Raw genomic sequence first — 13,598 nt, forward strand, 5'->3', positions numbered from 1 at the left:
GCCATGATCGCTTCCCGATTCGCACGACTGCACAGCGGATGGTGCCTGGCTGCGGTGCTGTGCGTCGCCAGCGCCGCCTGGCCGGCGGCGGCATCGCCCAAGGCGCCCACCGCACCGGATGCCGCGCAGGTGCGCCTGACGATCGTGGTGATGCGCCACGGCGTGCGCGCACCGACGCAATCGCCAGAAGACCTGGCCAAGTACGCCACGCAACCCTGGCCGCAATGGCCGGTGGCGCCCGGCCAGCTCACGGCGCACGGTGCCGCCGGCATGCAGGCGCTGGGCGCGCGCTACCGGCAGCGCTGGTTGGCCACGGCGGTGCTGGCGCCGGATTGCGCCGGGTCCGGCGCGGTGGTGATCGGCGACAGCACGCCGCGCAACCACGACAGCGCGGCGGCCTTTACCGAGGGACTGCTGCCGGGGTGCCAGGCGCACTACCTCGCATTGCCGACGACGCAGAACAACCCGCTGTTCCATTTCGGCAAGGACGAGGACAAGGACGACGATGCACCCGCGCCACCGCTGCAGCTGGACGTGACCACGCGCAAGCGGCTGCGCGCGCTGCAGCGGGTGCTGTCCGGCTGTGCGGGGTCGGCCTGCGCTGCGCAGGCCTCGCCGCGCCTGGACGATCCGCAGCGGCTGCAGGATCCGGCGCAGGCGGCCAAGGCCTTGAAGACCGCCGGCAGCCTGGCCGAGAACCTGATGCTGGAGTACGCGCAGGGCCTGCCGTTGCCGCAAGTGGCCTGGGGGCGCGCCGATGCCGCGGCGCTGCAGCGGCTGATCGGCCTGCACAACGCCTCCTTCGCCTACAGCAAGCGGACGCTGCCTGCGGCGCGTGCCGGTGGCTCCAACCTGCTCGCGCACCTGCTGGCGACGTTGCAGGCGGCGGCCGGGCAGGCGCCGGCGGTGGCGCCGCTGGCGCCGGCGGACACGCGCGCGCTGGTGCTGCTGGGCCACGACACCAACCTGGCGCATCTGGCGGGCCTGTTCGGCATCGACCCGTTGGTGCCCGGCCAGCCGGATGCGTATCCGCCGGGTGGTGCGCTGCTGCTGGACCTGGTGCGGCAGGACGGCCGCGACTTCCTGCAACTGCGCAGCGTGGTGCCGACCTTGCCGGCGCTGCGTGGCAACCGCTTCGACGGCCGTGGCCTGCGCGAGCGGCGCTGGTCGTTGCCCGGCTGCGGCGGCCGCCTGCGCTGCCCGCTGGCGATCGCGTTGCCGGCGTTGCAGGCGCGGCTGGATCCGCAGCGGGTCGAGGCTGCCGTGCCGGCAATGACGCCATGGCCGGCGCAGGCGGCCCCGGTGGGCGATTAGCTGGCGCCTGCGCTTGGCGGCACCGTAGGAGCGGCTTCAGCCGCGACCGGGCGTTCCTGGTAATGCCTGTCGCGGCTGAAGCCGCTCCTACCAGTGCCACGGGGGCCGGGGTGTGCCGCCCGCCGTCACGGACCACTCAGCGCGAAGGGTCGATCATCGCGGTTCCCCCACGCGCCTGCGCCTGCGTGCGCCGCGCTCTTTGCCAGGACCCCGCCATGTCCCCGACCCACGCCGCCGCGCTGCCCGACACCATGACCGCGATCGAAATCCGCCAGCCCGGTGCGCCCGAGGTGCTGGTGCCGGTGCGCGTGCCGTTGCCGCACCCCGGGCGCGGCGAACTGCTGGTGCGGGTGGCTGCGGCCGGCGTCAATCGTCCCGACGTGATGCAGCGCCAGGGCAGCTATCCGCCGCCGCCGGGCGCGTCGCCACTGCCGGGACTGGAGTTCGCCGGCGAGGTGGTCGGCCTGGGCGAAGGCGTGGAGCGCTACCGGCTAGGCGACCAGGTCTGCGCGCTGGTCGCCGGCGGCGGCTACGCCGAGTACGCGGTGGTGCACGAGCGCAACGCCCTGCCGGTGCCGGCGGCGCTGAGCCTGACCGAGGCCGCCGCGGTGCCGGAAACCTTCTTCACCGTGTGGACCAACGTGTTCCAGCGCGGCCGCCTGCAGTCCGGTGAGACCTTGCTGGTGCACGGCGGCACCTCCGGCATCGGCAGCGTCGCCACGCTGCTCGGGCGGGCCTTCGGCGCGCGGGTGATCAGCACCGTGGGCTCGGCCGACAAGCGCGCGGCCAGCCTGGCGCTGGGCGCGGAGGCGGCGATCCTGTATCGCGAGGAAGACTTCGTCGCCGAGACCATGCGCCTCACCGAGGGCCGCGGCGCGGACGTGATCGTGGACCTGATCGGCGGCGACTACCTGGCGCGCAACTACCAGGCCGCGGCGCTGGACGGGCGCATCGTGCAGATCGGCATCCAGCAGGGCAAGGTGCGCGAACTGGACCTGATGCCGCTGCTGGCCAAGCGCCTGACCCACACCGGCTCGACCCTGCGTCCGCGCTCGGTGATGGAAAAAGCGGCGATCGCGCGCGAACTGGAGGAGCGGGTGTGGCCGTTGCTGGCCGAGGGTCGCATCAAGCCGCAGGTGGACCGCTGCTTCCCGCTGCAGGAGGCGGCGCAGGCGCATGCGCTGATGGAATCCAGCGCGCATATCGGCAAGATCATGCTGGTGACGGACGCGCGGTGAGCCCGGGCGTCGGTCGCGGCGACCCGCCTGCTGTCGTAGGAGCGGCTTCAGCCGCGACGGGCGTTCCCGGTAAAGCCTCTCGCGGCTGAAGCCGCTCCTACATGCGATCCCGGCTTTGATGGGAGGCCACCCTTGCTGGCCACCGCGCGCGCAGGTGTTCCGCGCCCCCTCGCAACACAGCCGCGCCAACACGCTGGCCCGGTTCAAGCGCCGCGCCGTATAGTGCGCCGCACGCGCGGTGGTCCGCGCTTGCCCGTGCCGGTCCCTGCGTGCGCCTGCTGCCCCGTTCCGCATCCTCGTCTTCCCTGTTGCGTTGCGTCCTGCTGCTGTTGTGGCTGTGCGCGGCGGTGGCCTCCGCCCAGCCGCAGGACACCGCCGACGCGCCGCCGGACCCGCAGACCCTGCTGGACAACGCCGCCAAGTCGCTGAAGGACGCGCGCGGCAAGGAAGTGGATGCCGGCAACCAGGCCGCCTTCCAAGACCTGGTCACGCAGGTCTCCGACGCCTCCAACGATGCGCAGACTGCCGCCGATGCGCTCTCGCAGCAGTTGGCGCAGGTCAATGCGCGCCTGCAACAGCTCGGTCCGGCCGCCACCGGCGATTCGCCCGACATCGCCGCACAGCGCAAGGCGCTGACCAAGCAGCGCGACGCCCTGGACTCGGGCGTCAAGCGCGGCAAGCTGATGGTGGTGGAGGCGCGGCAACTGGCCGACGACATCGAACGTGCGCGCGCCGAGCATTTCAGCCAGGAGCTGTCGCTGCGCTCGCCCTCGCCGTTGTCGCCGACGCTGTGGAAGCAGATCGCCGACGACTTTCCCGACGACCAGGCCAAGCTGCTGGCGCTGTATGCGCTCGGCCAGCAGTCGCTGCAGGGCGCGATCGCCGAACATGGCAACGGTGCGCTCGGCATCGGCATCGCCATCGCGCTGATCCTGCTGTTCCCGCTGCGCTACCTGCTGCGCTGGCTGGGCAAGCGCTATGCGATGTCGCGCGCGCCGGGCAGCCGCCTGCGCCGCTCGGGCCTGGCGATCTGGTTCCTGCTGCTGGGGACCTTGACCCCGGGCCTGGCCGCGCTGGCCCTGGCCGAGGCCCTGCGCAGCATCGATGCGGTGCCCGAGCGGCTGGATGCGGTGCTCAATGGGTTCGTGTGGGTCAGCTTCGCCGCCGCCTTCATGGGCTCGCTCGGCGCCAGCGTGCTGCTGCCGAACCAGCCGAGTTGGCGGCTGTTCCCGATCGACGACGCCACCGCGCGGCGCCTGCGCAAGTACACCTGGGCCACCGCGGCGCTGGCCTGGCTCAGCAGCATGCTGCTGGTGATCAACCAGGCCGCGCGCACCAGCGACTCGGCCACCGTCGCCGCCGACGGGGTGATCGCGCTGGTCTACGGCGTGCTGATCCTGGCGACGCTGACCAGCCTGACGCGGCTGCGCCGGCGCCAGTACGCCGAGGCGGCGGCGCAGGCGCTGGCCAACGACCAGCCGCCGCCACCCGGCCAGCACGGCGGGGTGCTCGCGCTGATCGGCGTGCTGGTCAAGGTGGCGGTGGTGGTGGCGCTGCTGGCGGCGCTGCTGGGCTATCTGCACCTGGGCCTGTTCATCACCCGGCAGATCATCTGGATCACCATGATCGTCGGCGCGGTGCGGCTGCTGATGACCTTCGCCGACGACTTCGCGCTGTGGCTGTTCGCCAGCGAAGGCCGCATCGGCCGCGCCGCCAACGGCGCGCTGGGGGTGCGCTCGAGCAGCCTGGAGCAGGCCGGGGTGCTGACCTCGGCGCTGCTGCGGGTGGTGCTGCTGCTGATCGGCATCGGCGCGCTGCTGATGCCGTTCGGCACCAATGTCTCGATCATCTCGGACTGGTTCTCGCTGCTGTCCGACGGCATCCGCGTCAGCGACAAGGTGGTGCTGTACCCGGGCGCGATCGCGCGCTCCGTGCTGGTGCTGCTGCTCGGCCTGGGCGTCATGCAGTACCTGCATCGCTGGCTGACCCAGACCTATCTGCCCAAGACCGAACTGGACGACGGCTCGCGCAATTCGATCAGCACGGTGGCGCGTTATGTCGGCATCATCCTGGCAGCGTTGTGGGCGCTGGCCGCGCTGGGCATCGGCCTGGAGCGGATCGCGCTGGTGGTCAGCGCGCTGTCGGTCGGCATCGGCTTCGGCCTGCAGTCGATCACCCAGAACTTCGTGTCCGGCCTGATCCTGCTCGCCGAGCGCCCGGTCAAGATCGGCGACTGGATCAAGATCGGCGACCAGGAGGGCGATGTGCGCCGGATCAGCGTGCGCGCCACCGAGATCCAGGTCGGCGACCGCTCCACCCTGATCGTGCCCAACTCCGAACTGATCACCAAGACCCTGCGCAACATGACCCTGGCCGGGCCGCTGGGGCGGGTGCAGATCCAGTTCGCGGTGTCGCTGGGCACCGACGTGGTCAAGCTGCGCGCCATCCTGCTGGAACTGTACGCGGCGCATCAAGGCGTGCTGGACGACCCGGCGCCGTCGGTATTCATCGACTCCATCGCCAACGGCCACGTGACCCTCAACAGCTTCGCCTACGTGGCCTCGCCGCGGCTGACCTACGGCACCCGCAGCGAACTGTTCTTCGCCCTGCTGCAGCGCCTGGCCGAGGAGGGCATCGCGCTGGAGTCGCCGCAGGAAGTGAAGCTTCTACGCGATCCTCAGGAGTAGCCGGGATTCGGGAGTGGTGATTCGGGATTGGTGGAGCGCGAAGCGGCTTTGGCCGCCAGCTGCCGGCGCGGCAGGTCGCGGCTGAAGCCGCTCCTACGATTCCCCATTCCCGATTCCCCACTCCCGGCTTTTCAGCGCCTCCCGCGCTCCTCGCGCGCGTGCGCGCGCCGGTCGAACAGCACCGCGCTGACCACGATGCCCAGCCCCAGCACCACGCCCAGCAGGAACAGCACCATCGCGATCGCCGGGTAGCCGAACAGCTTGCTGCCGGTGTCGATGCGCATCATCTGCGTGGAGGCCAGGATCAGCGCGGCGGTGACGATGCCGGCGGCGACGCGGTTGGCGATCTTCTGCAGGCTCTCCATCAGCCGCGATTCCTCCAGCCCGGCCACGCGCACCTGCAGGCGGTTTTCCGCGGCCAGGGTGAGGATGTCGGAGATGCGGCGCGGGCCCTCGCGCAGCAGCGCCTGCAATTCCATCGCCTCGCTGGCCAGGTTGGCCGCCGACAGCGACTTCTTCAGCCGCGCGCGCATCACGTGCTGCAGTTGGTCCTCGACCACCACGCGGGTGTCCAGGTGCGGCGACAGCGCGCGGCACACCGCTTCCAGGTTGAGCAGGGTCTTGCCGAGCAGGCTCAGCTCCGGCGGCGTGCGCAGCCCGTAGGCGGTGGCGATGCGCACAAGGTCCAGCACCACCCGGCCTTCGGACATGGCATCGTGCGCGGCGTAGCGGGCGATCATCTGTCCGGTCTCGCGCTGGTAGCGTTCCTCGTCGAAGTCCTCCAGGCGCGTGCTCAGCGCGATGGTCTCCTCGGCCACTTCCTCGCCGCGGCCGTCGACCGCGGCGAACAGCAGCTTGAGCAGGCGCTCGCGCAGCTTCGGCGGCACGTGCGCGACCATGCCCAGGTCGAAGATCGCCAGGCGCCCGTCGGCGAGCACGCGCAGGTTGCCCGGATGCGGATCCGCGTGGATCTCGCCGTGCACGAACATCTGGTCCAGGTAGCCGCGCACCAGCGCCGCGGCCAGGTCGTCCATCGGCTGCTCGGTGCGGCGCAGCCCGGAGATCTTGTCCACGCGCACGCCTTCGGCCAGTTGCATGGTCAGCACGCGGCGGCTGCACAGGTCCCACACCGGTTGTGGCACCCACAGCTGCGGGAACGGCCGCAGGTGCTCGCCGAAGCGCGTCAGGTTCTCGGCCTCGGCCTCGTAGTTCAGTTCGGCCAGCAGCGCCTTGCCGAATTCGGCCAGCCAGTCGGCGAAGCGGATGCGCCGGCCCAGCCCGGTCAGCTTGTCGGCGGCGCTGGCGAAGCTGCGCAGTACCTCCAGGTCCGCGCGCACCTGCGCGGCGACCTCGGGCTTCTGCACCTTGATCGCCACCGGGGTGCCGTCGCGCAGCGCCGCGCGGTGCACCTGCGCCAGCGAGGCGCTGCCCAGCGGGGTGTCGTCGAAGGCGGAGAAGGCCTTGTTGATGCCGACGCCGAGCTCGGCCTCGACGATCTCGCGGATGCGTTCGCTCGGAATCGGCGTGGTGTTCTCCTGCATCCGCTCCAGGGCGGTGGCGAACTCCGGTGGCACCACGTCCGGGCGCGTGGACAGCATCTGCCCGAGCTTGACGAAGGTCGGGCCGAGCGCCTCAAGATCGGTGACGAACTGTTCCGGCGTGCCTTCCGGCGGCAGCTCGTGCTCGCCCTGGGCGGTCTCCATGTCCATGCCGGAAAACACCCCGGAGCTGCGGTAGCGCAGCAGCAGGCGCAGGATCTGGGTACGGCGGCTGAGGCCGCCGATCACGTGCGGTGTGGCCGCAGCGTCGGGCGTCGCGCTCAAGGTGGGCTCCAGGCAGGCGAAAGGCTGCGACGAGTTTGGCCACGGCCGGGTCGTCGCGCAGTGAATCCCGCGCGGGGTTGGGCCCGGCGCCGGGGAACGCAGGCGCCAGGCTGCGTTGCCGTGGCGGCGCGCTGCCGGCAACAGGCTCGCCGGGACCGCGGTTTGGCCAACCGGCTTGTGCCGATGGTCGGGCGACATGCCCGCCGCGTATGCTGCCGCGCAACGCGGGTCGGAGAACAGCGCGCAGTGCGGCAGGGCGAGTGGCGATGGCGGTGAGGAGGGTGGGACGCAGCGGACGCTCCCGGTGCGGCGACCGAGCGCGGGTGGCACCCGCGCCGCGACGCGCTGCACCGTGCGTTGCGCAATCGCGCCCGTTCGGTAGGGCGCCCGGCCGATGAGCGGACGTCGGCTCGCGCTGCTGGCGGCTGGGGTGGTCGTGGTGCTGCTCGCGGTGGCCTGGCTGGGCGAGGACGGCGGCGGCATCGCCACCGAGGCGCGCGCGGCGCTGCGGGCGCTGGCACGCGCGCTGTTCTGACGCGCCGCCGTCCGCTGGCCTCTGGCCGGCCGCCACGGCCAGCCTTACCCTTGGCTTCCGCTGCCCGCCGCCAGGAACGTCACCATGTCCTCCATCGTCTCGCATGCCGTTGGCCATGCCCGTGTGCTGTCGGCGCGTGCATGCCTGGCCTTGCTGCTCGTGCTGCTGTCGTCGACCGCGACCGCCGCGACGCAGACCCAGCGGTATGCCGCCGACGACTTCGACGCCAAGGCCTTCGCCGCCAGCACGCACCGCCGTTACGACCTGCAGGACTTCTCCGACCGCTACCGCGCCACCTTGGAGATCGAGGACAGCGGCGAGGTGTTCCGTCCCGGCATCGTGCGCGTGTTCGCCCGCGGCAACGCCACGCCGCTGCTCGAGGTGGCCTCGCCGGAGCTGGTGCTGGACACCGATGCGAAGAGCGGCAAGGTCAAGGCCAATGTGCATAAGCTGCCGTACGGCGAGCAGAGCGTGCTGATCTACGACGATTTCAATTTCGACGGGATCAAGGACCTGGCGGTGATGGATGGCCAGAACAGCTGCTATCACGGCCCGTCCTACCAGGTGTACCTGGGTACCGCCGACGGCTTCGAGGCCGATGCGGACTTCACCGAGCTGGCGCAGAGCAACTGCGGCCTGTTCGAGGTGGATGCGCAGGCGCGCGAGCTCCACACCATGACCAAGGACGGCTGCTGCTGGCACCAGTTCGCGACGTACTCGATCCGCGATGGTGAGCCGTTGCTGGAGCGCGAAACGGTCGAGGATGCGCGCGGCGACGGGCCGGGACTGGCGCAAGAGACCGTGTATCGCGATCGTGGCGGCAAGCGCGTGCCCGACATGCACTACCTGTGGGACGAGGAAGGCGAGACCGCGGTAGGCCAGCGCAAGATCCTGCTCGAGTTCCGCCTGGCACCGGCCGGCAAGCGCATCGTGGTGTTCGCCAACGTCGGCGACGGCGCAAGCGGCACACCGTACTACGCGGCGCTTGGCGCGCAGCAGCGGGTGGATCTGCTGTATCCGGACGCGCAGGGCGAGGCGATGGACTACGACGCCGACCGCCATCTGCTCAGCTTCGCGCGTGGCGACACCACCTACCGCATCGTCGGCAATGCGCAGGGCGTGCCGCAGCGCATGGAGGTGGTGGCGCGCGGCAAGACCCAGCCGCTGGCGCTGCAGCCCGGCTCGGTGCATGGCTCGCTGCAGGCGGTGGCGCAGGCGCTGGAGGCTGCGTCGGCGGAGTAGTGGACGACGGGGCGTTGCTCCCAGGATGCTGGCGATTCCGACTTGCGTGCGTCGGGACTGAAGTCCCTCCCACAGTGCGCTCGGACAGCGCGCTGCAAGCCTTGTAGGAGCGGCTTCAGCCGCGATGGGCGTTATCGGTGAATCCTGTCGCGGCTGAAGCCGCTCCTACAACGAGGGAGGGCACGGCCGCCGATTCCTGGTGGCATTGCATGCGGAGTTGCCTACGTGTGCGGCGACGACGCCATGCATGAGGCGTGGGGCGCGTCGTAGGAGCGGCTTCAGCCGCGACAGGCGTTCCCGAGCGCGCCTGCCACCCCGATTGACCCCTACCTCCCGCGCACCGCATCCGCCGACCCGACCGGCTGCTTCACCGCCACGCCGCGAATGCCCGCGCCACCGCTTCGGCGCCCGGGTCGATCACGCCACGCAAGGCATCCGCCGGTACCGCGGCGGCGCGGCCGGCGCCGGCGCGGATGAGCCGTGCGGTGGCATCGGCACCCGCGCGCGCGGCGTGGGCGGCGGCGTCCACGTCCGCGCCCTGCGCCAGGGCGTCCAGCGCCGGCAGCAGCGCATCGAGCAGGGTGCGGTCGCCGCGTTGCGCGCCGCCGTAGTGCTGCATCCGCGCCACGCCGGCCTGCAGCGCCTGCACCCAGTCGCGTCCCTCCGCCAGAGCACCGGCGGCGGTGGTGAACAGGATCGACAGCAGCACGCCGCTGGAGCCGCCCATGCTGTGTTCGATCGTCGCCGCCAGGCCGCGCGCCAGTGCGGTGGCATCGCCGGTGGCCAGCGCATCGGTGTCCAGGGCCTGCTGCAGGGCGCGCGCGCCGGCGGCAAAGGTGCTGCCGGCATCGCCATCGCCGCTGCGCGCGTCCAGCGCGTCCAGTTCCGCCTGCGCGGCGATCAGCGCCTGCGCCACCCGCGCCAGTGCGGCCGCGCATTGCGCATCGCGTGGACCCTGGCGATGGTCGTCGTCGCGCTTCAGTGCCGGAGCAAAGGTCTGCACCGCATGCGGCACGCGCACGCCGGGCCAGCCAAGGGTCTGCACCGGCGCCTGCAGCGCGGCGAGCACGTCTGCGTCGGCCGGGGCGAGGGTGATCGAGAAGCCGTGCATGTCCATCGAGGTCATCAGCGCTGCCGGCACCGGCATCAGCGCGACCCGCTCGACGCCGATGCGCTGCAACGTCAGCCGCGTCAGCACGCCCAGTTCCTGCGTCGAGCAGCCACCGAGGTCGTTGAGCATCAGCACCAGCGGCGCGTCGTCGCCCAGGCGCGCATCGGCCTGCGCCAGCAGCGGGTCCAGCACCAGCGCCAACGCCTCCTCCACGGTGCCGGGCTGCACCGGCCGCGCGCCCGGCTCGTTGTGGATGCCCAGGCCCAGTTCCGGCGCGCGGCGGCCGGCCTGCTGGCCCGGCACGCTGCAACTGGACAAGGCCATGCCCAGCGACAGCAGGCGGTCGGCGAAGGCCTGGCCGCGCTGCGCCAGTTCGGCCAGCGGCACGCCCTCGCGCGCCAGGTGGCCCACGTACTTGTGCACCAGCACCGTGCCGGCGATGCCGCGCGGCTGCGCGACGTCGGGCAGGGCGATGTCGTCGGCGACCAGCACGCTGGCCACGTCGATGCCCTCAGCGCGGGCGCGCTCGGCGGCCAAGCCGAAATTGAGCCGGTCGCCGGTGTAGTTCTTGATCACCATCAGCACGCCGGGCGCGTCGGCGCAGGCGCGGATCGCCGCCAGCACCGCCTCCACCCCGGGCGAGGCGAACAGGTCGCCGGCGATGGCGCCGCTGAGCATGCCCGGGCCGACGAAGCCGGCATGCGCCGGCTCGTGCCCGGCGCCGCCGCCGGACAGCACCGCGACCTGGCGCGGATCGCGTGCGGCCTGCAGCACGATGCGGGTGCCGCTGTCGGTCTCGGACAGCCGCAGCGGTTGCAGCATGGCCGCGGACGCGAGCACGTCGTCGACGATGGCGCGGGGGGCGGTGAGGAACTGGTCCATTCGGGTCTCCTTCGCGGGCAATGCGGGCCTGCCGCGCACGGTAGCCGAGCCGGCGTTATGCGCGGCTGAGGCGGCACCGCTCACGCACGTGGCCGGCGGAATCGGCGAGAATCGCCGCTCATCCCGAATGGAATCCCCGCATGGCCGGCGCCAGCCTGTTCACCCTGCTCGACGACATCGCCACCCTGCTCGACGACGTGTCGATCCTGACCAAGGTCGCGGCCAAGAAGACCGCCGGCGTGCTCGGCGACGACCTGGCGCTGAACGCGCAGCAGGTGACCGGGGTGAACGCCGACCGCGAACTGCCGGTGGTGTGGGCGGTGGCCAAGGGCTCGCTGCTGAACAAGGCGATCCTGGTGCCGGCGGCGCTGGCGATCAGCGCCTGGCTGCCGTGGGCGATCACCCCGCTGATGATGATCGGCGGTGCCTTCCTGTGCTTCGAGGGCGTGGAAAAGCTGGCGCACCGTTTCCTGCACTCGAAGGAAGAGGACGCGGAACGTCGCGCGCAGCAGGTGCAGGCGCTGGCCGACCAGCAGGTGGACGTGGTGGCGCTGGAGAAGGACAAGGTCAAGGGCGCGATCCGCACCGACTTCATCCTCTCGGCCGAAATCATCGTGCTGTCGCTGGGTGTGGTCGCCGGCGTGCCGTTCGTGCAGCAGGTCGCGGTGCTGGTGGCGATCGCGCTGGCGATGACCGCCGGCGTCTATGGCCTGGTCGCCGGCATCGTCAAGCTCGACGACCTGGGCCTGTATCTGAGCCGCAAGGGCGCCGCCGCCGCGACGATCGGCCGCGGCATCCTGTGGCTGGCGCCGTGGCTGATGCGCACCCTGTCGGTCGCCGGCACCGCGGCGATGTTCCTGGTCGGCGGCGGCATCCTGGTGCACAGCATCGGCCCGCTGCACCACGCCATCGAGGCCATCGCCCCGAGCGGTGGCCTGGGCAGCCTGGTGCTGGCCTTGGGCAATGCGGTGGTGGGTATCGTGGCCGGCGCGGTGGTGCTGGCGGTGGTGCTGGGCGTCAAGAAGGTGCGGGAATAGGGATTCGGGATTGGAGATTCGGTATTCGCAACAGCGCCGCCCAGGCCCGCTTTTGCGAATCCCCAATCCCGACTCCCCAATCCCGCGCCGGCCACGCCGGCGCCAGCTAGTCGGCCGACACCACCCGATTCTTGCCGGCCTTCTTGGCCTCGTACAGCGCACGGTCGGCGCGGCGGATCAGCGCGTCCTGCGCTTCGCCGGGCTGGCGCAGCGCCACGCCGGCGCTGAAGCTGACGAACACCCGCTGGTCTTCATGCACTACCGCGCGCTGGGCCAGCGCGCGCTGCACGCGGGTCACCGCCGCACTGGCCTCGAAGATCGTGCAGTCCGGCATCAGCAGCACGAACTCCTCGCCGCCGAAGCGGGCGACGGCATCGCTGGCGCGCAAGGTGGTGCGCGCCACTTCCACCACGTGGCGCAGGGCGCTGTCGCCGCCGGGGTGACCGTAGGTCTCGTTGAGCTTGCGGAAATCGTCCAGGTCCAGCATCGCCACGCACAGCGGCTGCGCGCTGCGTTCGGTGCGCACCAGTTCGCGCGCGAACAGGTCCTCCAGCCCACGGCGGTTGAGCGCGCCGGTAAGCTGGTCGACCCGCACCAGGCCGCTGACGTCCTGCAGTTCCTGCTCCAGGCGCAGGATGCGCTGCTCCGCCGCCTCCACCTCCTGGCGTGCGGCGATCAGGTGATCGCGCGCGCGCAGCGCCTGCTCCTGCACGTGGCTGGTGTCCTGCAGCACTTCCTGCAGCAGGCGGTTGAGGTCGGCGATGCTGCGCGCGTCGCGGATGGTCTGCGAGTAGTCGGCGATACGGTCGTGGAATTCGCCGGTGCTGGCGGCCATGCCGTCCAGGTCTGCGACGAAGGTCAGCATCAGGTCCTTCATCGCCTCCTTGGATTCGGCAATGCCCTGCTTGAGCAGGCCCTGCTTGTAGATCACCTCACGCAGGCTGCCGCGCGCCTCCTCGATCGAGTAGCGGTCCAGCGGCCCGGCGATCAGGTCGCGCACCACCGCGATCTGGCCCTGCAGCCAGCTGGTGTCGTCGAGCAGTTCGCCCACGTTCTCCAGCAGCAGGTCGAACAGGCTCAGCAACAGCGCCTGCTGCTCCTGGCCGTCGTTGGCGCGCAACGCGATCTGGTGGCACAGCTCGCGCACCTGTTGCGCTACCGGTTCCAGCGGCTGCCCGGGGCGCCACTGGCGCAGCGCCTCGCCGCTGGCCTCGGCCTCGCCGGCCAGTTCGGGCAGGGTGTGCAGCAGCGCCGCCAGCGCGCCGGCCACGGTCTGCCGCAACAGGTCGCGCAGGCGCTCGCTGTCGCTGGGCCCGGCCAGCGGGTCGTCGACGTCGATGGTGCGGATGTACTTGTCGATCAGCTGGCGCAGTGCGCGGCCATAGCTGGGCCAGTCGCCGCTGCTCGCCGCCGATTGCAGGCGCCGGCCCATGTCGCCCAATTCACCGTGCAGCGCGGCCATGCCGTCGGCGAAGGCGCCGAGCAGGCCCAGCGGCTCGTGCGCCTGCTGGAACAGGCGGATCAGCGCGGCCGTGGCGGCGGCCGGGTCGGTCGCCGCCTCTGCAGGCGTCGCCGCGTGGCCGTGCTTGTGCCCGTGCCCCTGCGCGCGCGCCGGCAGCGTCGCGGTCGTCGCCGGATCGCGCCGACGCGGCGACAGCAGCTTGCGCAGTCCGCTGATCGGCGGCTCGTCGCGTTGGTCCGACATGCCAGCCGGCTCCTCCCCAGGTCA

Annotated in this window: 9 protein-coding genes; 6 read left to right on the forward strand and 3 right to left on the reverse strand. The window is 71.5% G+C overall.

Annotation, left to right across the window (positions count from 1 at the left end):
* The first annotated feature begins 3 nt into the window (after window positions 1–3).
* The 3 genes from AC1PK7_RS02965 to AC1PK7_RS02975 all read left to right on the forward strand — a co-directional run bounded on the left by AC1PK7_RS02965 (window position 4) and on the right by AC1PK7_RS02975 (window position 5,239).
* Complete coding sequence (locus AC1PK7_RS02965) at window positions 4–1,314, forward strand: histidine-type phosphatase (protein ID WP_481099821.1); 1,311 nt, start codon at window positions 4–6, stop codon at window positions 1,312–1,314.
* Between the two features lie 215 nt (window positions 1,315–1,529).
* Window positions 1,530–2,552 carry an NAD(P)H-quinone oxidoreductase gene (locus AC1PK7_RS02970; RefSeq protein ID WP_481099822.1) on the forward strand — a complete coding sequence of 341 codons (1,023 nt, stop codon included), beginning with the start codon at window positions 1,530–1,532 and terminating at the stop codon, window positions 2,550–2,552.
* 269 nt (window positions 2,553–2,821) lie between these two features.
* Window positions 2,822–5,239 (forward strand): DUF3772 domain-containing protein, encoded by a 2,418-nt coding sequence (locus AC1PK7_RS02975; protein WP_481099823.1) that lies wholly within the window; start codon window positions 2,822–2,824, stop codon window positions 5,237–5,239.
* A 131-nt stretch (window positions 5,240–5,370) separates the two neighbouring features.
* Here the strand turns inward: AC1PK7_RS02975 and AC1PK7_RS02980 are convergent, their stop codons facing one another.
* Entirely contained in the window at window positions 5,371–7,062 is a 1,692-nt protein-coding gene (locus AC1PK7_RS02980; protein WP_481099824.1) for an ABC1 kinase family protein, read from the reverse strand.
* Between the two features lie 394 nt (window positions 7,063–7,456).
* Here AC1PK7_RS02980 and AC1PK7_RS02985 point away from each other — a divergent pair, with 394 nt between their 5' ends.
* Together AC1PK7_RS02985 and AC1PK7_RS02990 are read left to right on the forward strand one after the other, a co-directional pair.
* Complete coding sequence (locus AC1PK7_RS02985; protein ID WP_481099825.1) at window positions 7,457–7,597, forward strand: hypothetical protein; 141 nt, start codon at window positions 7,457–7,459, stop codon at window positions 7,595–7,597.
* 84 nt (window positions 7,598–7,681) lie between these two features.
* Complete coding sequence (locus tag AC1PK7_RS02990) at window positions 7,682–8,839, forward strand: XAC2610-related protein (protein WP_481099826.1); 1,158 nt, start codon at window positions 7,682–7,684, stop codon at window positions 8,837–8,839.
* Between the two features lie 367 nt (window positions 8,840–9,206).
* Here AC1PK7_RS02990 and AC1PK7_RS02995 read toward each other — a convergent pair whose 3' ends face one another.
* Complete coding sequence (locus AC1PK7_RS02995) at window positions 9,207–10,832, reverse strand: dihydroxyacetone kinase subunit DhaK (protein ID WP_481099827.1); 1,626 nt, start codon at window positions 10,830–10,832, stop codon at window positions 9,207–9,209.
* 140 nt (window positions 10,833–10,972) lie between these two features.
* Between AC1PK7_RS02995 and AC1PK7_RS03000 the strand changes: the two genes are divergently transcribed.
* Window positions 10,973–11,869: a DUF808 domain-containing protein gene (locus AC1PK7_RS03000; RefSeq protein WP_481099828.1), complete on the forward strand. Its 897-nt coding sequence runs from the start codon at window positions 10,973–10,975 to the stop codon at window positions 11,867–11,869.
* 106 nt (window positions 11,870–11,975) lie between these two features.
* On the opposite strand, the gene AC1PK7_RS03005 is transcribed toward AC1PK7_RS03000, so the two are convergent.
* Window positions 11,976–13,574, reverse strand: coding sequence for a GGDEF domain-containing protein (locus AC1PK7_RS03005; protein WP_481099829.1), 1,599 nt, complete (start codon window positions 13,572–13,574; stop codon window positions 11,976–11,978).
* Between the last annotated feature and the right edge of the window lie 24 nt (window positions 13,575–13,598).

Source organism: Xanthomonas sp. NCPPB 3174 (assembly GCF_056725205.1).

Bases quoted from the DNA above. Each gene is read 5' to 3' on its own strand.
- AC1PK7_RS02965 (WP_481099821.1), top strand. From the start codon at position 4: ATGATCGCTTCCCGATTCGCACGACTGCACAGCGGATGGTGCCTGGCT.
- AC1PK7_RS02970 (WP_481099822.1), top strand. From the start codon at position 1,530: ATGTCCCCGACCCACGCCGCCGCGCTGCCCGACACCATGACCGCGATC.
- AC1PK7_RS02985 (WP_481099825.1), top strand. From the start codon at position 7,457: ATGAGCGGACGTCGGCTCGCGCTGCTGGCGGCTGGGGTGGTCGTGGTG.
- AC1PK7_RS02990 (WP_481099826.1), top strand. From the start codon at position 7,682: ATGTCCTCCATCGTCTCGCATGCCGTTGGCCATGCCCGTGTGCTGTCG.
- AC1PK7_RS02995 (WP_481099827.1), bottom strand. From the start codon at position 10,832: ATGGACCAGTTCCTCACCGCCCCCCGCGCCATCGTCGACGACGTGCTC.
- AC1PK7_RS03000 (WP_481099828.1), top strand. From the start codon at position 10,973: ATGGCCGGCGCCAGCCTGTTCACCCTGCTCGACGACATCGCCACCCTG.
- AC1PK7_RS03005 (WP_481099829.1), bottom strand. From the start codon at position 13,574: ATGTCGGACCAACGCGACGAGCCGCCGATCAGCGGACTGCGCAAGCTG.